Genomic DNA, 26,726 nt, shown 5'->3' on the forward strand with positions numbered 1-26,726 from the left:
TTTAGGGACTCAGAATACTTTTTTCTGAAAATCAAGGCGGCCTTCCCCGGAAAGCCGCGATGAACCTTTTTTTATGGCTGCGCTCCGCGGGCAGACGGAATGGGAGACCCGCTCGCAGGCCCCAGCCTGCGTCGCGACCGGCAGGGAGGATCGAGACGGGAGCGGATCAGGATCCGCCACCCGGGCGTCACAAGAGGCCTTGTCGGAACCGATCCTCTCGGGGGAAAAACTGAAAGTGGGTTACAAAATAAATGATTCATTGGTGATTAACGATGAATTGAGGCATATCCATCGTCATTACTTGCGAATACGAGGCGACAAAACATGACTCGTTTGAGTGCAAAATTTGGCTTTGTGACGATAGTCACATTGATACCGCATTTGCGCAAACCACAAAAAGAGACATCAATCACAAAAAATTGACACCCAGAGGCGAGAAGATCGAAATGTAGCCGAAATACAGCGACTGACTGTGATCGTCATCACTATACCGGGAGGGGGGAGGTCGGGGTATTTGAGATCCAGGTCACAAGACACCCCGTTTTCAGCCTAATTTGATCACAAGCTGGTAGATTGAAGTTGCTTAGACGACTGGGATGGGAGTTCGGCAAAACTCGTCATCCCGACTACCACTTTTAATCACACAGGCTTAAAACGGGGTCCCGACATGTTATCACCGGATACCAAAGTCAAGATACAGAATTTTGGACGCTTCCTGTCCAATATGGTCATGCCCAACATAGGCGCCTTCATCGCCTGGGGCTTCATCACCGCCCTCTTCATCCCCACCGGCTGGCTGCCAAACGAGACGCTGGCCAAGCTGGTCGGCCCCATGATCACCTACCTGCTGCCCCTGCTCATCGGCTACACCGGCGGCAAGCTGATCGGGGGTGACCGGGGTGCCGTGGTCGGAGCCATCACCACCATGGGCGTCATCGTGGGGACCGACATCCCCATGTTCATGGGCGCCATGATGGTCGGCCCGCTCGGTGGCTGGGCCATCAAGCGCTTCGACAAGGCGATGGAGGGTCGCGTCAAGAGCGGCTTCGAGATGCTGGTCAACAACTTCTCCGCCGGCATCATCGGTATGTTGCTGGCCATCCTCGCCTTCTTCGTGATCGGTCCCTTCGTCAAGGTGCTCTCCGGTGCCCTGGCCGGCGGCGTCGACTTCCTGGTCGCCCACGGTCTGCTGCCGCTCACCTCCATCTTCGTCGAACCGGCCAAGATCCTGTTCCTGAACAACGCCATCAACCACGGTATCTTCTCGCCGCTGGGCATCCAGCAGGCCACCGAACAGGGCCGCTCCATCTTCTTCCTGATTGAAGCCAACCCGGGCCCGGGCCTCGGCGTGCTGCTGGCCTACATGGTGTTCGGTCGCGGCGCCGCCAAGCAGTCCGCTGCCGGTGCCTCCATCATCCACTTCTTCGGCGGCATCCACGAGATCTACTTCCCCTACGTGCTGATGAACCCGCGCCTCATCCTGGCGGTGATCGCCGGTGGCATGACCGGGGTCTTCACCCTGACCCTGTTCAACGCGGGTCTGGTCTCCCCCGCCTCCCCGGGCTCCATCTTCGCCGTGCTGCTGATGACGCCGAAAGCCTCCCTGATCGGGGTGCTGCTCTCCATCGCCGCCTCTGCCACCGTCTCCTTCCTGGTCGCCTCCGTGTTCGTTCGCGCCCAGCAGCCGGAAGCCGACGAGGCCGATGCGCTGGATGAAGCCACTCGCAAGATGAAGGCCATGAAGGGTGCCAGACCCGAGACCACAGCGGCCAAGAAGCCGGGTGCCGAGCTGACCGCAGTACGCAACATCGTCGTAGCCTGCGACGCCGGCATGGGCTCCAGCGCCATGGGCGCCGGCATGCTGCGCAAGCGGGTGCAGGCCGCCGGCCTCAACATCAGCGTCACCAACCGCGCCATCAACAACCTGGACGATCAGGTCGACCTGGTCATCACCCACAAGGATCTCACCGACCGTGCCCGTCGCCATGCGCCGCATGCACAGCACATTTCGCTGACCAACTTCCTCGACAACGCCCTCTATCAGGAGCTGGTGCAGAACCTCAGCCTGGCCAACGCGGCCAACGATGACGTCGCCAACCCGCAACTGCTGGTGGCGGCCAACGACGACAGCTACGAGCCCCAGGAGCCGGAAGTCTTCACCCTTAGCCTGCAGGACGTGCACCTGGGCCTCAAGGCCGAGAGCAAGGAAGCGGCCATCGTGACCGCCGGCAAGCTGCTGGCCGAGCGAGGCTATGTGGCACCGGACTACGTCGACGCCATGCTGGAGCGCGAACAGCTGGTCTCCACCTACCTCGGCGAATCCATCGCCGTGCCCCACGGCACCATCGCCGCCAAGGAGCACGTGAAGCGTACCGGCATCGTCATCTGCCAGTACCCTGCCGGGGTCGCCTTCGGCGAGGGCTCCGATGAAGTGGCGCGCCTGGTCATCGGCATTGCCGCCCGCAACGATGAACACATACAGGTCATAACCCGCCTGACCAATGCACTGGATGAGCCCGGTCTCGTCGACCGTCTGGCCAGCACCCAGGACCCCCAGGAGTTCCTGGATCTGCTGGGGGCCGAGCAGGCCGCGTAATCATCCGTCATCGTCTTTGGTTGTAGAGGTTAATATCATGAAAACATTGCATTTTGGTGCCGGTAACATCGGTCGGGGCTTCATCGGCAAACTGCTGGCTGACGCCAGCCATCAGGTCACCTTTGCCGACGTCAACGAGACCCTGATCGACCAGCTCAACCACCGCCAGGAGTACAAGGTGCACGTGGTGGGCACGGATCAGAAGCTGGACGTGGTGCGCAACGTTGCCGCCGTCAGCTCGGCCGGACACGAGGTGATCGCCCGTATCATCACCGCCGATCTGGTCACCACGGCGGTCGGCCCCAACATCCTGGACAAGATTGCCAGCACCCTGGCCAAGGGGCTGCAGGCCCGCTTCGATGCCGGCAACCTGACTCCCCTCAACGTCATCGCCTGCGAGAACATGGTGCGCGGCACCAGCCACCTCAAGGAGGAGGTACTCAAGTACCTGCCGGTCGCGTATCATGCCACCCTCGAGCAGTGCGTCGGCTTCGTCGACTCGGCGGTGGATCGCATCGTTCCGCCCGCCGCGGCGAACGACGATCCCCTGGAGGTGACGGTGGAGAGCTTCAGCGAGTGGATTGTCGATCGGACCCAGTTCAAGGGGGAGCTGCCCCAGGTGGCAGGCATGGAACCCACCGACAACCTGATGGCCTTCGTCGAGCGCAAGCTGTTCACCCTCAACACCGGCCACATCGTCACCGCCTATCTCGGCAAGCTCAGGGGATATCGCACCGTGCGCGAGGCGATCGAGGATCCGCTGATCCGCAGCAAGGTGCGCCGCGCCATGGAGGAGAGCGGGGCCGTGCTGGTGAAACGCTACGGCTTCGACCCGCGCCTGCACGCCGCCTACATCGAGAAGATCCTCTCCCGCTTCGCCAACCCCTATCTGGTGGACGAGATTGACCGGGTCGGTCGCCAGCCGCTGCGCAAGCTGGCGGCGGGGGACAGGCTGGTGAAGCCACTGCTCGGCACCCTGGAGTACGGCCTGCCGAGCGATCACCTGCAGGAGGGCATCGCCGCCGCACTGCATTACCGCAATGAGGACGATCCCCAGGCGGTGGAGCTGCAGGCCATGCTGGCGGAACTTGGTCCGGCACGGACACTGGCCCGCGTCACCGGCCTGGATGAGCACAGCGATGTGGTACGCACCATCGTCGCCCGTTACAACAACCTGAAGTGACCTGATGGGGTGGCGTCACACCGCCCGTGACGGACCCCATACGATACAAACCGGGGGAGGGCCTGCTCTCCCCCTGTCAGCCGGACCCGAAGCACTTATGACCACACACCAGGAAGATGAAGTACTGGAGCGACTGAACGAGCAGGATGGCCCCCGCGGCTTCTTTCTCGAGGTCGTGACCATCCTGGAAGAGGCGGTCGACTCCCTGATGCGACGAGCCTTTCGTCAGGAGGAGTATGCCGTCAAATACGCCATCGAACCCCTGCTCAACCAGAGCAGCCCCCTCGGCCAACTGGAGGTGCGCCTCAAGCTCATCTTCGCCCTCGGCCTCATCTCCCTCGAGCGCTATCAGGATCTCGAGGCATACCTGAAGATCCGCGACTTTCTGGTACGCGACCCCAAGGATTACCGCTTCAGCGACAAGCCGGTCCGCGATCTGCTCGAGCGCCTGAATGCCATCCAGCAGGGCAGCATGATGCCGCAGGATCCCCCGGCCAACGAGGAGGACTGGCCCCTCTACCAGATGCAGCTCAACCGGCTCGATCAGATGGTGCGCTCCGCCCTGGTGCTGGCGGTGACCGATTGCGTCACCGAACTCCACAAAGAGAGCCCCATCTGATCTGAGCGGCTCTCCCCTGCACGCCTGGCGGGTGTCATCTTGCCCCCCTTCCCCGCTACACTAGGTCCAACCCCATCACCTGTACGAGGTTGGCATGATTGCTCTCTCCCTCGCCGGAATAGCCCTCATCTCCCTGCTCGCCCAATGGCTTGCCTGGTCCGTGCGCGTTCCCGCCATTTTGTTCCTGCTGCTGAGCGGCCTATTGCTCGGCCCGGTGACCGGTCTGCTCGATCCCGATCAGTTGCTGGGGGATCTGCTGTTTCCCCTGGTCTCCCTCTCGGTCGCCATCATCCTGTTTGAAGGAGCGCTGACCCTGCACCTGACCGAACTCAAGGGGATCGGCAAGGTGGTACGCAACCTCTGCTCCACCGGCATGGTGACCAGCTTTGCAGTCATCGGCGCCGCCAGCTACTTCCTTCTTGGGCTGGACTGGCGGGTCGCCATGGTGCTCGGCGCCGTGCTGGTAGTGACCGGCCCCACGGTGATCGCCCCCATGCTCAACGTGATCCGCCCGGTCCGGGAGGTGGACAAGATCCTGCGCTGGGAGGGGATCGTCATCGACCCCATCGGCGCCCTGTTCGCGGTACTGGTGTTCGAGGCGGTGCGCCTCGGCAGCCAGGGAGATCTGGTCGGTCATACCCTGCTGGCCCTGGCCAAGACGGTGGGAGTGGGGTCGCTCATCGGGGTCGGTGCCGGCTGGCTCACCACCCTGCTCATCCGCAAGGACTGGCTGCCGGTCAGCCTGCACAAGTTCGGGGTACTGGCGCTGGTGCTGGTGACCTTCACCCTGTCTGACTGGCTCAGTCACGAATCCGGCCTGCTGGCGGTGACGGTGTTCGGCATCTGGCTCGCCAACCAGGAGGGGCTGGATCTGGAGGAGGTGCTGGCCTTCAAGGAGGATCTCGCCGTCATTCTTATCTCCTCCCTCTTTATCCTGCTGGCAGCCCGCCTCGATCTGGCCCAGCTCTGGCAGCTCGGCCCCATGGTGCTGGCCCTGCTGTGCGTGGTGCAGTTCGTGGCTCGCCCGCTCTGCATCCTGGTCTCGACCCGGGGGTCGGACCTGCCCTGGCGCGCCCGCGCCCTGCTCGCCTGGATAGCCCCCCGGGGCATAGTCGCAGCGGCGGTCAGCGCCTCCTTCGCCATCAGCATGCACGAGGCCGGCATCGAGGATGCCGACAAGCTGGTGCCCCTGGTGTTTGCGGTCATCATCTTCACCGTGGTGCTGCAGAGCCTGACGGCCACGCCATTGGCCAGATTGCTCGACATGCGCCAGAGCGCCCCCAATGTCTGGCTGCTCATCGGCGCCAACTCGGTGGCCCGGGCCATCGGCAAGGCGCTGGCGGATCAGGGGATCCCGGTGCAGCTCTCCGATCCTGCCTGGGAGCACTGCAAGCTGGCCCGCATGAGCGGCCTGCCCTGCTACTTCGGCAACCCCCAGTCGGAGCACGCCGAGCGGCACCTGCCCCTCACCAGCATCAGCACCGTGCTGGCGCTCTCTCCCAGCCGCCACAACAACGCCCTCGGGGTGCTGCACTTCGCCCACCTCTACGGGGAGGAGAAGGTCCACTCCCTGCGTTCCAGCGAACAGCACGGCAAGGCCAACCGGGAGAGCGCCACCTTCCGTGCCCGCCAGAACCTGTTCGGCGCCGACATCAACTTCGCCAGGCTGAGCGGCCTGCTGAGCCGGGGCGGGCAGATCAAGGCGACCCGCCTGAGCGACACCTTCGACTGGGACCAGTATCAGGAGGCCAATCCCGGCGCCATTCCTTTGTTCGTGCTGGATGCCAAGGCCAGACCCAGGGTGGTCACCGGCCCTGTCACGCCGCTGCCCGGGGAGCTGCTGATCGCCCTGCAACCACCCCGGGAGGGGGCGACGGGGCCCTGATCCGATGACGGCGCCACCGGGAAGGAGAACTAGACTTGAGGGTGGCGCCATGAGTCATAGGAGGATGTCATGACAGTCAGTGAATTGCGCGCTCTTCACCAGCAGCACAGGTTCAAGGAGGCGGAGATCATGCACGACATCGTCTCCCCCGGCTGGATCGTGGAGTTCAGGGGGCAAGACGGCCACCTCTACGTGATGACGGACACCCTGGGGTGCCCCATGAGCTTCTCGTCCACCGAGGAGGCACGGGACCACATCCACCTGGTGGCCGACTGCCCCGTCCAGGTCGAGCACCTCTACCGCTTCTTCGAACGCTGAACAGCCATCGAAAAAGGCTCCCGAGGGAGCCTTTTCTCATTCCGGCTGCGTGGACTCAGCCTCCTTTCCCTCCAGCCGCCTCACCGGCTTTTGCAGAATAAGGTTCGCCGGATAGGTGACCAGATCGCCGTTGTCATCCCGCACCCGCACGTAGAAGAGGCCGATCTCGGTGATGATGCCGGTGACGGAGTCATCCTTGTCGAGGATGCGGATGCGATCGCCAATCTTGTAGGGGAAGGCGAAGAAGATGGTAATGCTGGCGGTGATGTTGGAGAGGATCGACCACTGGGCCACCATGGCGACCCCCAGTACCGCGAAGAAGGAGGAGGCGAGCACCACCAGCCGGGAGAAGTCGAGCCCCCAGACCCCGGCCAGGATCAGCAAGGTGGCGCAGCCCAGCAGGAAGTGGAATACGTGCTCCACGTAGAGTACCCGGTTCTCGCTCACCTGCCGGCTCTGGCCAAGGGCCATCAGGCTCTTGTGAATGAGGCCGCGCACCAGGGTGTGCCCCAGCAACAGCAGCAGGGTCACGCCAAAAGATTCCCATGTCGTCATGTTCACTCCTTACCACCAGCGCCTGTGCTTGAGCCAGACCGCCAGTCCGGTCGCCAGCACCAGCAGGAAGCCACAGAACACCCAGAAGGCGGTCGGACTCTCGGCCCCGGGGATCCCCCCCAGGTTGATGCCGAACAGGCCGGTCAGGAAGCTGGCGGGCAGGAACAGCAGCGCCATCACCGACATCTGGTAGGCACGGCGGTTGGTCGCCTCCGCCATCAGGTTGTTGATCTCGTCCGCCAGCACGGCGGTGCGCGCCACCCCGGCATCCAGATCGTCGAGCCAGCGCCGCAAGCGGTCGGCGATGTCGAGCAGGCGTCGCCTGTCATCTTCGTCCAGCCAGCTGATCTTCTCGTTGGCCAGGCGCGCCACCAGATCCCGCTGAGGGGAGAGGTAGCGACGGATCATGATGAGCTGCTTGCGGATGCGCGCAAGCCGACCGTTGGCGGGCAGGTCGCGCATCAGCACCATCTCCTCCAGATCCAGGATCTGGTCGTGCAGCTCCTCGACGAACTCCCCGGCCCGGTCGGTCAGGGCGTCGCATATCTCCACCAGCCAGTCGGCGGGTGTGTCGGCACCGCCCCCCAACGACAGCTGCTCGAACACATCTTTCTCGGAGAGCAGCGGACGACGACGGCTGCTGATGATGAGATCCGGCGTGATGAAGATCCGCAGGGCCACCATCTCTTCAGGCCTGTGATCCTTGTTGTGGTTGATGCCGCGCAGGATCAGCAGCACCGTCTCCCCCATCCGCACCAGCTTGGGACGATTGCTCTGGCCGAGCAGGGCCTCACGGGCCGCCTCCCCCAGCAGCGGCGTCTGCAGCAGCCAGCGCGCCGACTCCGGGTTGCCATAGTCCAGATGCAGCCAGCCGGGCTGAGCACCGGGGATCTCGCTACCTTCGGCCAGCGGGGTCATGCCCCCCTTGCCGTCCAGGGTCAGGCCATAAATCACGTCACCGGGCACCCGATCCATCTCGTCTCCTTCTCGTTTCATGTGCAGGCCCCAGCTTACACCAAAGGCGGGGACGACTCAGCCCCGGGCAGCCGCCCCGCACCAGCCATGCTAAGATGCGCCACCCGTTCCAGACACAGGAAGCCATGCCATGCCCATCTGGGTTGATGCCGATGCCTGCCCCATCCCGGTCAAGGAGATCCTCTACCGCGCCGCCCACCGCGCCCAGGTGGTGACCACGCTAGTGGCCAACCAGGGGCTCAGAGTCCCCCCCTCCCCCTTCATCAAGACCCAGCAGGTGGAGAAGGGCTTCGATGTGGCAGATCATGTCATCGCCCAGCAGGTCAAGCCCGGCGACCTGGTGATCACCGGCGACATTCCCCTCGCCTCCTGGGTCATCGACGCCGGGGGCGAGGCGCTCAATCCCCGGGGCGAGATCTACACCCGGGAGACCATCCAGGCACGGCTCGGGATGCGCAACTTCATGGAGGAGCTGCGCTCTACCGGCGTCCAGACCGGTGGCCCTGCGCCCTTCAACGCCGCCGACAAGCAGCGCTTCGCCAATGCGCTGGACAAGTGGCTGGTCAGGGGCAAGCTGAGCTGATCACCCTCTCCCCGGTCCACCGCCGGGGAGAGCCATTCAGTTCCCTTTTCCCTTAATTCTTCCTTAATGCGCCTTGATTAGCCTTGCGACTGTTGACCCAACCACCCGCAAGGAGCAAGCAATGAAACTGACCCCCCTGTTGTTACTGATCCCCCTGTTGAGCGGCGCAGCCCTGGCCGACCCCCAATGCACCCAGGCCGACAAGAGCAAGTGGATGAGCGAAGCCGACGCCCAGCAGCAGATCAAGGCGATGGGATACGACATCAAGAAGTTCAAGGCCACCAAGACCGGCTGCTACGAGATCTACGGCTGGGACAAGGAGAAGCGCAAGGTCGAGATCTACTTCGACCCGACCGACCTGAAAAAGGTGAAAGAAGAGATCGACGAGTAACGCCGCCCCGGGCCGGTCTTCCCCCGGCCCCCACCATGGAGCCTTGCCATGACACCTGCCTCTGAAGTGAAAGTCTGGGATCCCCTCATCCGGGTGTTTCACTGGGCGACCGTCACTCTCTGCCTGCTCAACTTCTTCGTGCTGGAAGAGGGCAGCAAACCCCACAGATATGCTGGCTACGCGGTGGGCATCCTGCTCATCATCCGCCTGCTGTGGGGGCTGGTCGGCCCCTATTACGCCCGCTTCGGCCAGTGGTGGCCAACCCCTGCCCGGGTCCGCTACTACCTGCGCCAGCTCGCCCAGGGGCGCCACCCCTACTACCTCGGCCACAATCCGGTCGGCTCCCTGATGATCTGGTTGCTGCTGCTGTCCCTGGTCGGGACCGTCGTCACCGGCTGGCTCACCACCTGGGATGCCTTCTGGGGCGAGGAGTGGCTGGAGGAGCTGCACGGCATCATCGCCAACACCCTGATGGCCGCCGTTGGCGTCCATGCGGCCGTGGTACTCCTGACCGATCGCCTCACCCGCAGCGATCTGGTCCGCGCCATGGTGCTGGGCAAAAAGCGGGTCCCCGCCAACATCAAGGTGGAAGACCCCCGCGCTTGATGGCCGGGCTGCCGACCAGTCCCCTCCTCAGTTCACCCGCTCATCTGCCCAAAAAAACGACCCCCTGCCAAGGCAGGGGGTCGTCATGAGCAGCGCGGGGGGAGGACCTAGATCATCACACCGGCGATAACGGCGGAAAGCAGGCTCACCAGGGTGGAGCCATAGACCAGCTTCAGACCGAAGCGGGAGACCATGTTGCCCTTCTCTTCATTCAGCGCCTTCACCGCACCGGCGATGATGCCGATGGAGCTGAAGTTGGCGAACGACACCATGAAGATGGAGAGGATGCCGACGGTGCGCGGGGAGAGCTCGGCGGCAATCTTGCCCAGATCCATCATGGCCACGAACTCGTTGGTCACCAGCTTGGTCGCCATGATGGAGCCGGCCTGCAGCGCTTCACTGCCCGGGATGCCCAGGATCCAGGCAACGGGATAGAAGATGTAGCCCATGACGTGCTGGAAGTTGACGCCGAACGCCGCCTCGAACAGGTAGTTGATGAGGGCGATCAGGGCGATGAAGCCCACCAGCATGGCACCGACGATCACCGCCACGGTGAAACCGGCCATGATGTATTCCCCCAGCATCTCGAAGAAGTTCTCCTTCTTCGGCGTGTGGTGCTCGTCACCCTCGGCCAGCGCCTTGGCATCGGTCACGGTGTTGTCGGGCTCGTAGGGGTTGATGAGGGAGAGCACCACGAAGGTGCTGAACATGTTGAGCACCAGCGCGGCCACCACGTAGCGCGGCTCGATCAGCTGCATGTAGGCACCAACGATGGACATGGAGACGGTGGACATGGCCGTCGCCGCCAGGGTGTACATCTGCTTCTCGTTCAGGTGCGGCAGTATGTTCTTGAGGGCGATGAAGTTCTCGGACTGACCGACGATCATGGAGCTGATGGCGTTGAAGGACTCCAGCTTGCCCATGCCGTTGATCCTGGCCAGCACGGTGCCGATGCCACGAATGACGATGGGCAGCAGACGGATGTACTGCAAAATGCCGATCAACACGGAGATGAAGACGATGGGCATCAGCACCATCAGGAAGAAGGAGAAAGCCCCTTCGTTGACCAGACCGCCGAACACGAAGTCGGTCCCCTGCTTGGCAAACTCCATCAGCTTGGTGAAGCCGGCTGCAAAGCCACCCACCACCGCCAGACCCACTTCGGAGTTGAGCATGAACCAGGCGAGCGCCAGCTCGACCACCAGCAGCTGGCCGATGTAACGCAGCTTGATCTGTTTCCAGTTGCGGCGGTTTGCCAGCAACGCCAATGCCAGGACCATCACGAGTCCGAGCACGAAATGAACGTATTCCATACCAGTAGCACCCATTGAATTGTTATTTTTGACCGGCGCCATCATAAAGAACTGCATATTTAAAAATCAGAGAATCATCACAATCCGCGGTAAAAATATGCATGCGAAATAATACAAACGTTTTTAAATTAATTGCCAAGGCACATAATTATTAATCGTCACTTGGGAAGTTTAAAAATAAATCAAAAACAATAAGTTATGCCAATTCGTTAATTTTATTCCTCATTCGTATATAGATTGAATAACGGCCATATCCCATATGGCATCCTCCGATGACTCATCATCACCAGGGCATGTTTAATTAAAAACGTTTTCTCGCCATTCATCATGATCTGGCCATGACCACCCTGTTCCATTGTGCTCTTTTTACATACCACAAGCCCGCCAACGCAGACAGAAGCCTCCATCGGCAACCCATGACGCCAACCGTTCAAATATTCACCGCATCCGGCGGCACATTCTGGTATGATGCGCCCCCTTGCGCACCGCGCCCCCCCATTTCTGGTTTTCCGACATAGAGTCCTTTTGTGAACAACAGCGAATTTAGCAGCCTGAACCTCTCCTCCGCCCTGCAGGACAACCTCGCCAGCCTGGGCTATCTGCAGATGACCCCGATCCAGGCCCAGAGCCTGCCCCTGGTGCTCGACGGCAAAGATTTGATCGCCAAGGCGAAAACCGGCAGCGGCAAGACCGCGGCCTTCGGCCTGGGTCTGCTGGCCAAGCTGGACGTCAACCGGCTGGCCGTGCAGGCGCTGGTGCTCTGTCCGACCCGCGAGCTGGCGGATCAGGTGGCCACCGAGATCCGCCGTCTCGCCCGCACCCTGCCCAACGTCAAGCTGGTGACCCTGTGCGGCGGCACCCCGACCGCACCGCAATCCGCCACCCTGGGCTTTGGCGCCCACATCGCCGTCGGCACCCCGGGCCGGATCCTCAAGCACCTGGAGCAGGGCACCCTTGAGCTCGACGACCTCAAGACGCTGGTGCTGGACGAAGCGGATCGCATGCTGGACATGGGCTTTGGCGAAGACATCAACCGCGTCATCAGCCACGCCCCGCGGGATCGCCAGACCCTGCTCTTCTCCGCCACCTATCCGGAAGGGATCGCCCAGATGAGCCGCGGCGTGCAACGCAACCCGGTGGAGGTGAGCGTGGAGTCCCTGCACGAAGAGAGCGCCATCGAACAGAAGTTGTATGAAGTGCCGGCCGGCCAGCGCCTCGATGCCCTCACCTGGCTGCTCAGCCACTACCAACCGGGCTCCTGCGTGGTGTTCTGCAACACCAAGCGCGCCTGCAACGACGTGGCCGATCACCTGGCCGCCAAGGGCTTCTCGGCGCTGGCGCTGAACGGTGACCTGGAACAGCGTGAGCGGGATCAGGTGCTGGTGCGCTTCGCCAACGGCAGCGCCACCATACTGGTCGCCACCGACGTGGCGGCCCGCGGCCTCGACATCAAGGAGCTGGGGGCCGTCATCAACTACGAGCTGACCTACGACCCCGAGGTGCATGTGCACCGCATCGGCCGTACCGGCCGCGCCGGCCAGCAGGGCCTGGCCCTGAGCCTCTACCAGCCGAACGAGGCCCAGCGCGTCAACTTCATCGAGGAGTACCAGCAGGCCCCCATTCCCCAGGGCGACCTGGCCGGGATCGGCCGCGACATCAAGCCGATCGCGCCGCAGATGGTGACCCTCTCCATCGATGCGGGCCGCAAGAGCAAGGTGCGTGCCGGTGACATCCTCGGCGCCCTGACCGGCGAAGGCGGCATTGCCGGGGCCGATGTGGGCAAGATCCAGATTTCCGAGCAGTACTCCTACGTGGCGGTGAAGCGCCAGGTGGCGAGCGCCGCCCTCAAGCGGTTGCAGGAAGGCAAGATCAAGGGGCGCAGCTACCGTGCCCGCAAACTGGGCTAAGGTATTTCACACGCCCGGCCAGACCACAGGCGCCTGACAGGCGCCTGTTTCATATCATTCGCCGCCATGCGGCAAGACAGGTGACATGACCCAAGCAATCCAGAGCGATGTGAGCTGCCAGAACTGCGAAGCCTGCTGCTGCCGCCTCGAGGTGATGCTCTTCACCGACACCGGCGTGCCGGACCGCTATATCGAGGAACGGGAAGGAGAAGTGCCCGTGATGCACAGACTGGAAGATGGTTGGTGCGCCGCCCTCGACCGCAACACCATGATGTGTCGCATCTACGAGGTGCGGCCGCTTATCTGCCGTGAATTCGAGATGGGGGAGCCCGACTGCCTCGACGAGCGGGACAAGTGGTTCATCAGGCTGGAATGAACGGGAAGTTCAACCCGTGCTGACGTGGTTCTCCTTGCCTTACAGCCCCTCGAGGCGCTGTGTCAGCCAGTGGATGGCCTGCGCTTCCTCCTCGAAATAGCGCACCTCCTGAAAGGGAAGCTCGCTGAAGACGTGATCCGCCAGATAACGTTTGAAATCCCCGATCATGACCACCGCCAGAAAGGCGCAGCCATGAGTGGCGCACCAGTTGAACTGGCGACGAAAACGGGCCAGCACCTCGGGGCCGGCGGCCTCGAACTCGGTCGCGACCTCGACGATGCCCCAGGGGGCTCCCTGCAAACGGCTTATCTGCTGGCTGAACTTGCCCTCATAGGCCATGGCGCCTGCCAGGTTGAAAGGGCCGCTCGGCCGACAGATCAGCAGTTGCCCTTGTCGCTGCATCTCAAAATGGCCGTGTGCTTGCACGTTCACCTCCTGCCTTGAGTCCTTCGCTGCGGCTGATATGCCCTGTGTTGCCACAAAGTAAGAATTTATCCCCGAAAAGTCCATGAAGCTCCCCGCATTGTGAACGGAGAGCTCCATTCAACCCCCGTTTTTACCCCGATGGTGGAATGTACATTTCTTCGACATGTTCTGTTGCAGTTAACAAAACGTTGCTGCTATTATCCGCGCCACTCAAAACATTCCACCTACTGAAACCTTTTGGCGTTCACCCAGGGATCAACGATGAAGCAACAAGACGCAAGTTATTACCAACGGATCTGGCGCTGGCATTTCTATGCCGGTCTCTTCGTCGCCCCCTTCCTGATCCTGCTCTCCCTCACCGGCATCGTCTATCTGTTCAAACCGCAGCTGGACAACCTGCTCTACCCCCAGCTGATGAAGGTGACGCCCGCCACCCAGACCCTGAGTGCCGACCAGCTGCTGGCCAAGGCAACCATCGCCATGCCGGACGCCAGCCTGCGCAAATACCTGCCCCCGGTGGCAGCAGACGCGAGCGCCCAGATAGTCGTGATGCGTGAAGGGCAGGAGCTGACCCTCTTCATGGATCCCGCGAACGGCGCCCTGCTCGGTACCATGGACAACAAGTGGAACCTGCAGGCGGTGGCGCGCGCTCTCCATGCGGAGCTGATGCTTGGCACCACGGGAGATCGCCTGATCGAGCTGGCCGCAGGCTGGGGAATCGTGCTCCTCGTCAGCGGACTCTATCTCTGGTGGCCCCGCAAGGGACCGGGTGTGGGGGGCATCCTCTGGCCGAGAATGCACCAGCGCGGCCGTCTCTGGTGGCGTGATCTGCACGCCGTGGTCGGCTTCTGGGGCGCGGGTTTCCTGCTGCTGCTGCTGCTGACGGGCATGACCTGGACCGGTTTCTGGGGCGGCCAGTTCGCCGATGTCTGGAACCGCTTCCCTGCGGCCATGTGGAACGAGGTGCCCAAGTCGGCCCCCCTCACCCGCAGCCTCAACCAGGCTCACGAACAGACCGTCTCCTGGGGGGCCGAGACCCTGCCCATGCCGAGCTCCCAACCCACGGCAGAGAGCCATGATCACAGCGCCATGACCCATGGCGGCGGACACGAGGGCATGGTCATGGCCAGCCATCGCATTCCGCTGCAACAGGTGGTCGACATCGCCAGCGAGCGTGGGGTCAGCCCGGGTTACAGCATCACCCCCCCGGTCGGTGAAACCGGCGTCTATACCATCGCCATCTTTGCCGATGATCCCCGCAACGACGCCACCCTGCACATCGACCAATACAGCGGCAAGGTGCTGGTCGACGTGCGCTGGCAGGATTACGGCCCGGTCGCCAAGACGGTGGAAACCGGCGTCATGCTGCACATGGGCAAGCTCTACGGCTGGCCGCACCAGCTCGTCATGCTGCTCATCTGCCTGATGATTCTGGCAAGCTCGGTGAGCGGGCTCTGGATCTGGTGGAGCCGCCGTCCCAGTGGTCGCCTCGCCGCCCCGCCCCTGCCCGCCAAGCTGCCTCCCATGGGCGGTGCCATCGCGGTGCTGGTCGTGCTCGGGATCTGCTTCCCGCTGGTGGGGGCCTCCATGGTTGCCATCTGGCTGCTGGACAGTCTCTTCTTCTCTCGCCGCACGGCCGTGGCCCAGGCAAGCTGACCCGTCAGGGGCAAGCCCGCCTCATGCACACGAGGGCTCCCTGTCGGGGGCCCTCGTCGTCTGCATCACCTGACATCATCCTTCGCCTGGCGGCATGCTCCTCCCCTTTCGATCATCACATCGGTCTGATGACCAACAACGCATCGACACATCAGCAAAAAGGGCTCCCGTTCGGGAGCCCTTTTCATTGCCAAACGCGTCGGCCTCAGGTGAGCGCCAGCCCGGCGGAGAGCAGCAGGCTGAACAGAAATGCGCTGATGGCGGTCTTCTTGAGGGCGCCGGTCAGCACCTCGCCATCGAAACTCTCTCGCAGGGTACGGGCGGCATCGGTGAGGGGCTTCATGGCGGGCAGGAAGATCCAGGGCCAGAGGCTCGCAGGCTGGGTCAGCAGGAAGGCGATGGTCGCCAGCAGCGCCGCCCCCAGCAAGACCCAGTGATAGGCGATGGCCCGGTTGCGGCCAAGGCGCACCGCCAGGGTGATCTTGCCGCTGGCGGCATCGGTCTCGATGTCCCGCACGTTGTTGATGTTGAGCACGGCAGTCGCCAGCAGGCCGCAGGCGGTGGCAGGCAGCAACAGGTCCCACTCCAGGCGATGGGTGAAGAGGTAGTAGGAACCGAGCACCCCCAGCAGGCCGAAGAACAGGAATACCGAGATGTCCCCGAAGCCGCGATAGCCGTAGGGGCTCTTGCCCACCGTGTAGGTGATGGCCGCGACGATGGCCGCTCCCCCCAGCAGGATGAACGTCAGGATCTGCTGCCACGCCTCCCCGAAGGCGCAGACCAGCAGGGAGAGGCCGCTCACCACGGCCGCCAGGGCGGTCAGCCCCATGGCCACACACATCTGGTGCCGGGTGATGAGGCCGGAAACCACGGCGCGCTGGGGACCGATCCGCTCCCCGTTGTCGGCACCGGAGACCGCATCGCCATAGTCGTTGGCCAGATTGGAGAGAATTTGCAGCAGGATGGCGGTCAGCAGGGAGAGCCCCATGATGGTGCCGTCGAACGCTCCCCGGCTGGCTGCCAGCCCCGAGCCCAGCAAGATGGAGGAGCACGCCAGGGGCAGTGTTCGCAAACGCGCCGCCAGCAACCAAACAGAGAAGGTATTTGTCATATTGTGATGGCCAAACAATCAGATATTGATCGTGTTAAGGGTTATCGAACCGGATTTAGGTATACTTGGCTGCGCGGGGGCGTCGGCTCCCCCGGGCAATTTACATGGACGAATGGGCAGATAATATATAGGAAATCGTCGCCCTTTGGCATCAACCTGCGCCATCCTCCCCCGGAGCGATCGCGATTATCCGGCTCAGACTAGACATCCATGTTGGCTCAGACCCACCTCAAGCAACAACTGGACGCCCTGCGTCACAGCACTGTCAGCGGTTTCGTGCGACTGCGCGTGGCCGCTCACGTCGACGTCTTTCCCGGCTGGTTGGCGGCCCAGACGCTCTACCCCCGCATCTATTGGCACGCCAGAGGGCAACAGAGCCCGGAGTACGTGGCGCTTGGCGCCATCCACGAGCTGACGCGGCCGGAGGATATCCAGCGGGTCTGCGACCTTGCCGGCACGGCCAGTGAAGACAGCCCTCGCTACTACGGTGGCCTGGCGTTCGACCCGGATCTGCCCGGCTGGCAGGGTTTTGGCCCCTGCCGCTTCGTGCTGCCCCGTATCGAACTGGTACGCCGGGGGGAGTGCACCAGCCTCTGCCTCAATCTCTGGCTGCCCGCTCGGGAAGAGGGTCACGCATTCGAAGCCGAACTCTGCGCCGCCGAGGCGGCGCTCGATGCCCTGCAACCCGAGGCCCCCCTGCCCGCCCTGCAAAAGCGGCCATGGCAGCGCCAGGACCTGCCGGGCCCTGCCCAATGGCGGACCCTGGTGGAGCAGGTCACGGCCCCCGACTTCCAGGCCCGCACCCCCAAGGTGGTGCTGTCGCGGGAGAGCCTGCTCCAGAGCGAGGCGCACGATGCACCCCTCTGCCCCTGGTCCCTGCTGACACAGTGGGCCCGCCACGCCCAGGAGTGCTTCCACTTCGGCTTTCAGTTCTCCCCCGAGCAGAGCTTCATCTCCTGCTCCCCCGAGCGCCTCTACCGCCGGGAGAAGGGCCACCTCTTTACCGAGGCGCTGGCAGGCACCATTCGCCGTTCCGGGGATGAGGCGACCGACGCGGCCCTGGCTGCCGAGCTGCTGGCCGACAGCAAGAACCGGCTGGAGAACCGGCTGGTTCACGCCGACATTCTCAGCCGCCTGGCACCCCTCACGACCGATGCCACCCTGACCGAGCCGCACATTCTGAAATTGCGGCTGCTGCAACACCTCAAGTGCGACATCGAGGCCGAGCTCAAACCCGGCGTCTGCGACTGGCAACTGCTGGCTGCCCTGCACCCCACCCCCGCCGTGGGGGGCGCCCCCCGCGAGGCGGCGCTCGCCTTCATCCGTGAATGCGAGCCCCATGATCGCGGCTGGTATGCCGGTGCCTGTGGCATGCTGAGCCGGGAGACCTCGGAGTTCTCCGTCGCCATTCGCAGCGCCCGGATCAGGGGCCCGCGCATCAGCCTGTTCGCCGGTGCCGGCATAGTGGCGGGATCGGAGCCCGCCGCCGAGTGGGCCGAACTCGACAACAAGATCGCCAACGTGCTCTCCCTGCTGGGATAGCGTTTCTCACCGACTCCTCACTGCGAGAGCTTCATGTCCGCCAGCCACGTGTCCGCGCATCACGCCTTTGCCAGCCATCACGCCACCATCAACCATGTCTGGTCCTCCCTCTTGCTGGAAGAGCTCTTTCGCCTCGGCGTGCGCGACATCGCCCTGGCCTCCGGCTCCCGCTCGGCGCCGCTCACCATGGCCGCCGCAGCCCACCCGGGCTTTCGCCGCCACCTGCACTTCGACGAGCGGGGTCTGGGCTTCATGGCGCTGGGGCTGGCCAAGGGGAGCGGCCGCCCGGTGGCGGTCATCATGACCTCGGGCACCGCGGTGGCCAACCTCTGGCCCGCGGTGGCAGAAGCCCAGCTCACCGGGGTCCCGCTCATCATTCTCTCTGCCGACAGGCCACCCGAGCTCATCGACAACGGGGCCAACCAGGCCATCGATCAGCCGGGGATCTTCGGTCGCTACCCCATCTATCAGCAAAATCTGCCGAGCCCCACTCCCACCATTCCGGCGGCCTTCGTGTTGAGCTCGGTGGATCAGGCCCTGGCCCGACAGGCGCACACCCCGGGGCCGGTGCACTTCAACTGCATGTACCCCGAGCCCCTCTACCCCGGCGACCACTATCTGGACTTTTCCGATTACCTGGCGCCCCTCGGCGACTGGCTGCACTCGGCCAAGCCCTGGAGCCCCTGGCTGGTGGGCGAGCCTGGCTGCCCCGCCCAGCCGGACTGGGAGGAGCTGAAGGGCAAGCGCGGTGTCATCGTCGCCGGACGCATCCAGGATCCGGTGCAAGGCAAGGCGGTGGCCGAGCTGGCAGACCGCCTCGGCTGGCCCCTGCTGGCGGATCTGCAAAGCCAGATCCGCTTCGATGATCGCAACCTCGTCCACACGGATCTCGCCCTGCAACACAGCGACTTCGTGGCCGAGCTGACCCGCGCCGAGGTAGTGCTGCAATTCGGCGCCCGCCTCATCTCCAAGCGCCTCGGCCAGTTCATCAAACAACACCCCTGGCAAGATTACTGGCTGGTGGACCCGCAGCCGGCACGCCTCGACCCCGACTACCGGCTGCGACGTCGCCTGGTGTGCGACCCCGCCGCCTTTGCGGCCGCCCATCCAATCCCCCATTCGCAGCAGCCCTGGCACCAGTTGGCCGCGCGCCAGCAGGCCATCAGCCAGCAGATCCGCACCGCCTGTGATCGCTTCTCGGAGCTCGGGGTGTGCCATCGCCTGAATCAGCTCATCCAGGGTCAGTTGTTCGTCGGCAACAGCATGCCGGCCCGGCTGATGGACATGCTGGGCGAGGTGGGCAAGGGCCCCAGCCGGGTGATGACCAACCGCGGCGCCTCCGGCATCGATGGCCTTATCGCCACCGCATACGGCTTCGCACAGTCGGTCCCGCCTGACAGTCGCGAGCCCACCACCCTGCTGCTCGGGGATCTCAGCGCCCTGCACGATCTCAACAGCCTGGCGCTGCTCGGCAAGGGGAGCCGCCCCCTGGTGGTGATCCTGCTCAACAACGACGGCGGCAGCATCTTCCGCATGCTGCCTGTGCCCACCCAGGACGCCCTGCTGGAGACCTACTACTGCCTGCCCCACGGCCTGCACTTCGAGCACGCCGCCGCCATGTTTGGCCTGCACTACCGGGCCCCCACCACCCTCGACGCATTTGAGCAGGACTATGCCGCAGCCCTGAAAAACGGGGTAACCCTGATTGAAATCAAGGTACCGAGCAGTGAAGTCGCCGAGGATCTCAAAGCACTGGGAGCCGCTATCCGTGGTCTCTGATCCCGCCGCGCCGCTGGTGCTGCTGCACGGCCTGCTGGGGGACGCCGACGACTGGCGACCTGTCATCCAGACCCTGCCCGACGTCCCGTGCCATGCCCTGGATCTGCCGGGCCACGGCCGCAACCGGGCACTGCGGGTGAGCGGCTTTGACGAGGCCCATCGCTGGCTCTGCGACGAGCTGGCCGCACGGGATATCGCCCACTACCGGCTGGTGGGGTATTCGCTGGGGGGGCGGCTCGCGCTTCATCACGCCAGCCACACCCCGGCGGGGTTGCAGGCCCTGCTGCTGGAGAACTGCCACCCCGGGCTGCCTGCCGGTGAGCGTCCGGCCCGCATCGCTCACGATGAAGCCTGGGCCCGTCGTTTCGAGTGCGAGCCCCTGACCCGGGTGCTTGCCGACTGGTACCGCCAGGGCGTCTTCGCCGACCTGGACGACGATGCCCGCATCCGCCAGGCCGCACGCCGCCTTGGCAACGACGGCAAGGCCGTGGCCGCCATGCTGAGGGCAACGTCCCTGGGGCGGCAGCCGGATCTCGCCCCCTGGCTTCGGGATACCCGGCTGCCGGTGCAGTGGATCTCCGGCAACCGGGATCACAAATTCCATGCCCTCGCTTGCCAGTTGGTAAAGCAAGGCTGCAATATCAAACACTTGGCTCTGGATGGCGGACACAATCTGCACACAAGCCAGCCCGATACCTTTGCCCGGCTCCTGCGGGAGTGGGCTCACCAACCAGAAGAGAAGATCCATGATTGAAGCAATGACGGAAGCCGAGCTCTATGCCCCTGTCGAGTGGCACGACTGCTCCGCCGGTTACGAGGACATCCTCTATCACAAGTCCCCAGAGGGCATTGCCAAGATCACCATCAACCGTCCCCAGGTGCGCAACGCCTTCCGCCCCCGTACCGTGAAAGAGATGCTGCAAGCCCTGGCCGATGCCCGCTACGACGACAAGGTCGGCTCCATCATCCTCACCGGCTTCGGCGAGAAGGCCTTCTGCGCCGGCGGCGACCAGAAGATCCGCGGCGACTACGGTGGCTACAAGGACGATGAAGGCACCCATCACCTCAACGTGCTCGACTTCCAGCGTGACATCCGTACCTGCCCCAAACCCGTGGTGGCCATGGTGGCTGGCTACGCCGTCGGTGGCGGCCACGTGCTGCACATGATGTGCGACCTGACCATCGCCGCCGACAACGCCCAGTTCGGCCAGACCGGCCCCAAGGTGGGCTCCTTCGACGGCGGCTGGGGCGCCTCCTACATGGCCCGCATCGTCGGTCAGAAGAAGGCTCGGGAGATCTGGTTCCTCTGCCGCCTCTACGACGCCAAACAGGCCCTCGACATGGGGCTGGTCAACACCGTCGTGCCCCTGGCCGAGCTGGAGCGTGAAACCGTGCGCTGGTGCCGCGAGATGCTGCAACACAGCCCCATGGCCCTGCGCTGCCTGAAGGCGGCCCTCAACGCCGACTGCGACGGCCAGGCCGGTTTGCAGGAGCTGGCAGGCAATGCCACCATGCTGTTCTACATGACCGAAGAGGGTCAGGAAGGGCGCAACGCATTCAACGAGAAACGCCGTCCCGACTTCTCCAAATACAAGCGGAATCCCTGATGACACTCGCCCTCTACCGCTACCAACTGCCCTTTACCCAGCCCCTGGCCTTTCACGGTCAGTTGCAGGTAGCGCGCGAGGGCCTGCTGGTACGCATCGATGATGGCTGGGGGGAGATAGCCCCCCTGCCAGGATTTTCCAAAGAGACCCTGGCCGACGCCCAGGCCGAGGCCCTCGACTGTCTGGCGCAGCTGGCGCGGGGACAGACCCCGACACCACAGCTGCCCTCGGTGCAGTTCGGGCTCGACTGCGCCCGTCGTAGCTGGCCCGAGCAGGGTGCCCCCCTGCCCGAGCCCTATCCGCTGATCCAGGGCTCCCCCCAGGAGCTGCTCAAGAACTGGAAGCAGTGGCTGCACGAGACCCCCCTCAAGGCCAAGCTGAAGGTAGCCCGCTACCCCATGCGCGACGAGCTGGCGCTGATCCGGCTGCTGCTCGATCGGCGCCCCAACCTCAAACTGGTCCTGGACGCCAACCAGGGCTGGACCCGCGAGGAGGCCTGGGCCTTCTGCGGCCACCTGGATCCGAATCGCATCGAATACCTCGAAGATCTGTGCGCCGACTTCGAGGACATCGCCTTCGTCGCCAGCCACACCGGCATGCCGGTGGCGCTGGATGAACTGCTGGCCCAGGGCAAGCCCTGGGAGCCCATCCCGCAACTGCGCGCCCTGGTGCTCAAGCCGACCCTGCTCGGCGCCCTGGCCAACAGCGAGGCCCTGGTAGCCCGCGCTCGCGAACTGAAGCTCAAGGTGATCGTCTCCTCCTGTTTCGAGTCTGGTCTCGGCCTCGGTCAGCTCGCCCGCCTCGCGGGGGAGTGGGCGCCGGATCAGGCCCCTGGCCTCGATACCCGCCGCTGGCTGGCCAGGGATCTGCTGGACAAGCAGGGGCAACCCGATCCGGGCAGGATGGACCCCCTGTTTCACCGTGACTGACCCATGGTGACCCGTCAGATCCCACGGCAGGAAACCTGCCCGGTACGACGCTGGGCGACACTGGCCCCTCATCGCATTGCCATCCACAGCGGGGAGCCTCTTAGCTACCAGCGCCTTGACCTGCGCCTCAACAGCCTGTGCAATCAGCTCGCCCGGGCCGGGCTGGAACGGGGAGATCATCTCGCCGCCGTGGTGCGCGGCGCTCTGGAGGATGTGTTGCTGGCCTGGGCCTGCGTGCGCAGCGGCATCGTCTTCTGCCCCCTTAATCCCGCCTTTCCGGCAACCAGACACAGCATACTGGCGAGCCAGCTCGAGGCCCGGGCATTCTGGTCGGCAGGCGAGATCCCGGCGGGCGATTGGCAAGCCCTCAGCCTCGACTTCACGGGCGAGCTGGCCGCAGATGGGGAGTCCCCGCTGGTACCCGACCAGCCGAACAACATGATCCTCACCTCGGGATCCAGCGGTACCCCCAAGGCGGTGGTCCACCGCCTCGCCAACCACCTCGCCTCGGCCCGGGGTTCCGCCACCCTGATCCCCCTGGACGAAGCCTGCGGCTGGCTGCTCTCCCTGCCACTGTTTCACGTCGGCGGTTACGCCATCCTGTTCCGGGTCTTCCTGGCGGGAGCCGCCCTGGTGCTGGACGATCGCACCCGGCCCCTCAAGGCGCGGCTCGAGGATCAGCCCATCACCCACCTCTCGCTGGTGCCGACCCAGCTCTGGCGCCTGCTGGCACAGGGCTTCGACCCATCCCGCACCCGGGTGCGAGAACTGCTGCTCGGGGGCGCCGCCATCCCGGCGCCCCTGGTCAACCGGCTGACCGCTCTGGGGCTGGAGCCCAAGGTGAGCTATGGCCTCTCCGAGATGGGCAGCCAGGTCTGCACCGAGCAACCCTGCGCCGCCGGCGTGGTGGGTCGCCCGCTGCCGGGGCGGGAGGTCTGCATTCGCCAGGGGGAGATCTGCGTGCGCGGTGAGACCCTGTTTGCCGGCTATTTCAGGGAGGGCGAGCTGGTGCGCCCCCTCGATGAAGAGGGCTGGTTCCACACCCGGGACAAGGGCCGCCTCACTCCGGGGGGCGATCTGGTGGTGGAGGGGCGGCTCGACAACCTCTTCATCTCGGGAGGGGAGAACATCCAGCCCGAGACCATAGAGCAGCGGCTGGTGGATCACCCTGCCGTGGCCCAGGCCCTGGTGGTGCCGGTGCCTAGCGACGAGTGGGGGCATAGGCCCGCCGCCTTCATCGACTGGCACGGCGAACCGGCACCATCTGCCGAGCTGGCCGCCTGGATCAGGCTGTCGTTACCCGGCTTCATGGTGCCGGACCAGTGGCATCCCTGGCCGGATCTCGGCGGTAATCTGAAACCCTCCCGCACCCTGCTCGCCCGCAGCTTGCGACAAAAGGAGTGACGCCTCCCCCATATGGGGCGGAGTCCTTGCTATCAACACAGCCCCCTTTGGGGCTGTTTTTATGTTGTTTGCTCCCGAATGCATCATTTCGCTGCGCCATCTGGCCAATTGATATTCCTTTGGAGCCCAATAACCTCTCTGGTCCCCACGCCTCTCCATCCACCAAAGGGATCATGATGAAGCACCTCTCTCCCCGGCTGCTGCTCCTGGCAGCCCCAGGCCTGCTCGCCACTTCGGCGCTGGCCAACTACTCCCCCTCCGACTGGCAACAGTATCAACTCAACGGCGAAGCCAGCCGCCAGCTGGGGGATCGCCTCACCGAAGTGACCTACGAGCTGAGCGCCCGCGACGCCGGCGCCCCCTATCAGCAGCTGAGGGTGTATCGCCGCTTCGACTGGCGCGACGCCAACCTGGCGGCCCTGGCCGAGCAGCTGTGCGGCGAGCCGCAGCTCAAGGTCGAGCAGGGCTGGCAGATCCGCTACCTCAGCTGTGAAGAGGTGGTACCGGCCGGCAAGGCCGTCCCGGCCAGCAGCTATGACTATGGCTACGGCATGAAGCAGGGCCGCTGGGAGCCGCTGGCGGGCACCCCGACCGCGCCGCGTCAGGATCGTCTGCCGCTGGCTGAGCGGGTCATCCTGGGTCACAGCGAGCAGGAGCTGGATCGCTGCGAGCTCAACGCCGAAGGCCGCTGCGCCGAGCAGGCATGGCAGTACCAGCCGCAAAACTGGCAGCAATTGAAGGTGCTGGAAGAGCCCCCCAACGAACGGGATGGCCGCCTCGAGCAGATCTTCTTCCGCCTGCAGCCCATCGCGGGCAGCCAGGCCGCCAAGCAGGTGAGCGAGTTGCACGTCTGGCGCCAGTACACCTGGTTGCTGGATGAGATCAAGGCCCAGCAGGAGTGCGATGAACCCCAGACCCGTCAGGAAGGGGACAAGACCATCAGCTACCGGGTGTGCCGTCAAACCCTGCCCGCCGGCAGCGAAGTGCAGGTGGTCTTGAAGGACACCGGCTATCAATACCCGGTCGGGGGCAGCGAATGGCAGACCCTGCCGGAAACAACCGAGTGGCAGGAGAGCCGGGTGCTCAATCGCCCCATTGTGCTGGCCAGCAAGGAAGAGCAGCTCGACTGTCACCGTGCCGACGGCCGCGCCTGTTCCGAGCCGGATCTGCCGGGCACCGAGCTACTGGACGCCGAAGCTGCCAAGATAGTGCAGGATGCCAGTGGCCAGCCCGCACCGGTCTGGCAGGAGAACTATGGTCACGATGACACCAAGCTGCTGGCCGTGTCGCGCGGCATCCAGAGCCTGCTGGCGGCCAATCAGCCGGCCCATCCGGCCATGAAGCTGCTGCTGGAATACGTGCGTGCCCACAACTACCACAACTACGGCAAGCACAAGGAAGACGGCCCGGCTGCTGCTGAGGCGCTGGCCGAGGCATTGACGGCACTCGGTGCCCATCCGCTGCTCTTCCCGGAGCAGGCCAGCGACGAAGTAGGCGCCGTCATGGGTGCCTGGAGCATCGCTCTGCACGGTCAGTTCAAGAGCCCGGCAGTGCAGAGCCGCTTTGGCACCCTGCTCGGCGAGTTCAACCAGATGCTGGCCTACAGCACCCGCCATGCCAGCGAGATCAACGGTCAGCACGCCTGGGCAACCGGTCTGTTCGATCTGCTCAACTTCCTCGACTTCGCCAGCGACTACAGCGACCCCTTCGCCAACGACTTCCGCCAGCAGGATGGCGAGCTGCGCAAGCAGCTGCACGCCCTCGGCATGAGCGAGCTCGCGTTGTGGCAAGGAAGGGATGGCGCCGATCTGTTCCTGCTCAACAACGTGCTGGATGCCTATACCCGCCTCTACCGGGTCGCCCGCTACACCCGACAGGACGAGCTCGACGGCTACCGCAAGCTGCTGGATGACTCCGTCATCGCACTGGTTCGCCACCACGACCTGATCCCCGGTGGCCAGCAGAGTCAGGATCTGCTGGAAGACATGTCACTGACCCTCTCCACCTACTACCTGACCTACACGGACCGCACCAGCGAAGCCTGCATCAGCGGTGACTTCGCGGGGCTCTGCACCCCTGTCCGGGTGGAGGACGTGCTGCCGTTCGAGCACACCTGCTCGCCGACCTTGCGCCTGCGGGCCCAGGACCTGACCATGGATCAGGCCGAAGGGATCTGCCGTGAACTGGGTGCCGAAGAGCAGCAGTTCCACCAGCAGATGGAGACCGGCTGGCAGCCGGTGGCGGACGATCACAACGAGGCGCTGGAACTGGTGGTCTTCAACTCCTCCGCCGACTGGAAACGCTACGGCAGTGCCCTGTTCGGCGGCGTCTCCACCGACAACGGCGGCATCTACCTCGAAGGGGATCCGGCTCGCCCCGGCAACCAGGCCCGCTTCTTCGCCTACGAGGCGGAGTGGAAGCGCCCAGCGTTCCAGGTGTGGAACCTGCGCCACGAGTACGTGCACTACCTGGACGGCCGCTTCAACCAGTACGGCAGCTTCGGCCACTACCCGCTCAACCGCACCACCTGGTGGTCGGAAGGGCTGGCGGAGTTCATCGCCCACGGTCAGTGCTTCGCCCGTGGTCTGGACAACGTCGCCGGCCGTCCGGCCAGCGACCGTCCGGCCCTGGCCGACATCCTGCACCTGGATTACGACAAGGGTGGCGAGATGGTCTACTCCTGGTCCTACACTGTGCACCGCTTCCTGAATGAGACCGGTCGCGGCGCCAGCTGGCTGGCCATGGCCCAGGCCCTGCGCAACCCGGATCAGCAGCAGGCCATTAGCGCCTTCGAAGCCGAGCTGGACCAGCTGATTGCCAATGACAGCGAGGCCTACCAGCAGTGGCTCGGCCGCGAGCTGCTGCCCTGGTGGGAAGCCAGCAAGGACTCCGACGAGTGCAAGGCCAACGACTCTTCCCACTGAGAACGAGACGGCTATGACAAGGGGCGGCTATGGCCGCCCCT

The 26,726-nt window shown here is 64.2% G+C and carries 23 protein-coding genes; 18 read left to right on the plus strand and 5 right to left on the minus strand.

Annotated elements, in window-relative coordinates; translation table 11 throughout:
• The first annotated feature begins 667 nt into the window (after positions 1-667).
• From PG887_RS13905 to PG887_RS13925, 5 genes are all read left to right on the plus strand, one after another.
• A complete protein-coding gene (locus PG887_RS13905; protein WP_270821978.1) occupies positions 668-2,596 on the plus strand; it encodes a PTS mannitol transporter subunit IICBA in 1,929 nt (642 codons plus the stop codon).
• 37 nt (positions 2,597-2,633) lie between these two features.
• The gene (locus tag PG887_RS13910; RefSeq protein WP_052815685.1) at positions 2,634-3,779 is read left to right on the plus strand and encodes a mannitol-1-phosphate 5-dehydrogenase; all 1,146 of its coding nucleotides are present in this window, start codon (positions 2,634-2,636) and stop codon (positions 3,777-3,779) included.
• 97 nt (positions 3,780-3,876) lie between these two features.
• Positions 3,877-4,398, plus strand: coding sequence for an MltR family transcriptional regulator (locus tag PG887_RS13915; RefSeq protein WP_270821979.1), 522 nt, complete (start codon positions 3,877-3,879; stop codon positions 4,396-4,398).
• Positions 4,399-4,492: 94 nt separating this feature from the next.
• Positions 4,493-6,283 carry a cation:proton antiporter gene (locus tag PG887_RS13920; protein WP_041214376.1) on the plus strand — a complete coding sequence of 597 codons (1,791 nt, stop codon included), beginning with the start codon at positions 4,493-4,495 and terminating at the stop codon, positions 6,281-6,283.
• Positions 6,284-6,352: 69 nt separating this feature from the next.
• Complete coding sequence (locus PG887_RS13925; RefSeq protein ID WP_010672757.1) at positions 6,353-6,601, plus strand: hypothetical protein; 249 nt, start codon at positions 6,353-6,355, stop codon at positions 6,599-6,601.
• 36 nt (positions 6,602-6,637) lie between these two features.
• Here the strand turns inward: PG887_RS13925 and PG887_RS13930 are convergent, their stop codons facing one another.
• Together PG887_RS13930 and zntB are read right to left on the minus strand one after the other, a co-directional pair.
• Complete coding sequence (locus PG887_RS13930; protein ID WP_039039767.1) at positions 6,638-7,156, minus strand: mechanosensitive ion channel domain-containing protein; 519 nt, start codon at positions 7,154-7,156, stop codon at positions 6,638-6,640.
• A 9-nt stretch (positions 7,157-7,165) separates the two neighbouring features.
• Positions 7,166-8,131 carry a zinc transporter ZntB gene (zntB, locus tag PG887_RS13935; RefSeq protein WP_171865294.1) on the minus strand — a complete coding sequence of 322 codons (966 nt, stop codon included), beginning with the start codon at positions 8,129-8,131 and terminating at the stop codon, positions 7,166-7,168.
• A gap of 130 nt (positions 8,132-8,261) precedes the next feature.
• Here zntB and PG887_RS13940 point away from each other — a divergent pair, with 130 nt between their 5' ends.
• From PG887_RS13940 to PG887_RS13950, 3 genes are all read left to right on the plus strand, one after another.
• A complete protein-coding gene (locus PG887_RS13940; RefSeq protein ID WP_143237006.1) occupies positions 8,262-8,714 on the plus strand; it encodes a YaiI/YqxD family protein in 453 nt (150 codons plus the stop codon).
• A gap of 121 nt (positions 8,715-8,835) precedes the next feature.
• Positions 8,836-9,105: a PepSY domain-containing protein gene (locus PG887_RS13945; RefSeq protein ID WP_010672753.1), complete on the plus strand. Its 270-nt coding sequence runs from the start codon at positions 8,836-8,838 to the stop codon at positions 9,103-9,105.
• Between the two features lie 48 nt (positions 9,106-9,153).
• Complete coding sequence (locus PG887_RS13950) at positions 9,154-9,711, plus strand: cytochrome b/b6 domain-containing protein (RefSeq protein WP_041214375.1); 558 nt, start codon at positions 9,154-9,156, stop codon at positions 9,709-9,711.
• Between the two features lie 107 nt (positions 9,712-9,818).
• Here the strand turns inward: PG887_RS13950 and PG887_RS13955 are convergent, their stop codons facing one another.
• Positions 9,819-11,024 carry a NupC/NupG family nucleoside CNT transporter gene (locus PG887_RS13955; protein WP_041214374.1) on the minus strand — a complete coding sequence of 402 codons (1,206 nt, stop codon included), beginning with the start codon at positions 11,022-11,024 and terminating at the stop codon, positions 9,819-9,821.
• 527 nt (positions 11,025-11,551) lie between these two features.
• Here PG887_RS13955 and dbpA point away from each other — a divergent pair.
• On the plus strand, positions 11,552-12,931 hold the full coding sequence (gene dbpA, locus PG887_RS13960; protein ID WP_039039771.1) for an ATP-dependent RNA helicase DbpA: 1,380 nt from the start codon (positions 11,552-11,554) through the stop codon (positions 12,929-12,931).
• 85 nt (positions 12,932-13,016) lie between these two features.
• Positions 13,017-13,307, plus strand: coding sequence for a YkgJ family cysteine cluster protein (locus PG887_RS13965; protein WP_039039772.1), 291 nt, complete (start codon positions 13,017-13,019; stop codon positions 13,305-13,307).
• Between the two features lie 39 nt (positions 13,308-13,346).
• Here PG887_RS13965 and PG887_RS13970 read toward each other — a convergent pair whose 3' ends face one another.
• Positions 13,347-13,709 carry a hypothetical protein gene (locus PG887_RS13970; protein ID WP_234924046.1) on the minus strand — a complete coding sequence of 121 codons (363 nt, stop codon included), beginning with the start codon at positions 13,707-13,709 and terminating at the stop codon, positions 13,347-13,349.
• Between the two features lie 285 nt (positions 13,710-13,994).
• Between PG887_RS13970 and PG887_RS13975 the strand changes: the two genes are divergently transcribed.
• On the plus strand, positions 13,995-15,389 hold the full coding sequence (locus PG887_RS13975; protein ID WP_045523081.1) for a PepSY-associated TM helix domain-containing protein: 1,395 nt from the start codon (positions 13,995-13,997) through the stop codon (positions 15,387-15,389).
• A gap of 205 nt (positions 15,390-15,594) precedes the next feature.
• On the opposite strand, the gene PG887_RS13980 is transcribed toward PG887_RS13975, so the two are convergent.
• Positions 15,595-16,500 carry a 1,4-dihydroxy-2-naphthoate polyprenyltransferase gene (locus tag PG887_RS13980; RefSeq protein WP_039039775.1) on the minus strand — a complete coding sequence of 302 codons (906 nt, stop codon included), beginning with the start codon at positions 16,498-16,500 and terminating at the stop codon, positions 15,595-15,597.
• A 210-nt stretch (positions 16,501-16,710) separates the two neighbouring features.
• Here PG887_RS13980 and PG887_RS13985 point away from each other — a divergent pair, with 210 nt between their 5' ends.
• From PG887_RS13985 to PG887_RS14015, 7 genes are all read left to right on the plus strand, one after another.
• A complete protein-coding gene (locus PG887_RS13985; RefSeq protein ID WP_270821981.1) occupies positions 16,711-18,042 on the plus strand; it encodes an isochorismate synthase in 1,332 nt (443 codons plus the stop codon).
• A 33-nt stretch (positions 18,043-18,075) separates the two neighbouring features.
• Complete coding sequence (gene menD, locus PG887_RS13990) at positions 18,076-19,821, plus strand: 2-succinyl-5-enolpyruvyl-6-hydroxy-3-cyclohexene-1-carboxylic-acid synthase (protein ID WP_270821983.1); 1,746 nt, start codon at positions 18,076-18,078, stop codon at positions 19,819-19,821.
• Positions 19,811-20,575, plus strand: coding sequence for a 2-succinyl-6-hydroxy-2,4-cyclohexadiene-1-carboxylate synthase (menH, locus tag PG887_RS13995; RefSeq protein ID WP_270821985.1), 765 nt, complete (start codon positions 19,811-19,813; stop codon positions 20,573-20,575). Before menD ends, menH begins: the two co-directional genes overlap by 11 nt.
• Positions 20,568-21,428, plus strand: coding sequence for a 1,4-dihydroxy-2-naphthoyl-CoA synthase (gene menB, locus PG887_RS14000; protein WP_039039779.1), 861 nt, complete (start codon positions 20,568-20,570; stop codon positions 21,426-21,428). The genes menH and menB overlap by 8 nt, the downstream gene beginning before the upstream one ends.
• Entirely contained in the window at positions 21,428-22,357 is a 930-nt protein-coding gene (gene menC / locus PG887_RS14005; RefSeq protein WP_104451956.1) for an o-succinylbenzoate synthase, read from the plus strand. Before menB ends, menC begins: the two co-directional genes overlap by 1 nt.
• Before the next feature lie 3 nt (positions 22,358-22,360).
• Positions 22,361-23,761 (plus strand): o-succinylbenzoate--CoA ligase, encoded by a 1,401-nt coding sequence (gene menE / locus PG887_RS14010; RefSeq protein WP_270821987.1) that lies wholly within the window; start codon positions 22,361-22,363, stop codon positions 23,759-23,761.
• 176 nt (positions 23,762-23,937) lie between these two features.
• Complete coding sequence (locus tag PG887_RS14015; protein WP_270821989.1) at positions 23,938-26,685, plus strand: collagenase; 2,748 nt, start codon at positions 23,938-23,940, stop codon at positions 26,683-26,685.
• Positions 26,686-26,726 lie beyond the last annotated feature (41 nt).

The sequence above is a fragment of the Aeromonas sp. QDB14 genome (assembly GCF_027707845.1).
GTDB lineage: Bacteria > Pseudomonadota > Gammaproteobacteria > Enterobacterales > Aeromonadaceae > Aeromonas > Aeromonas caviae.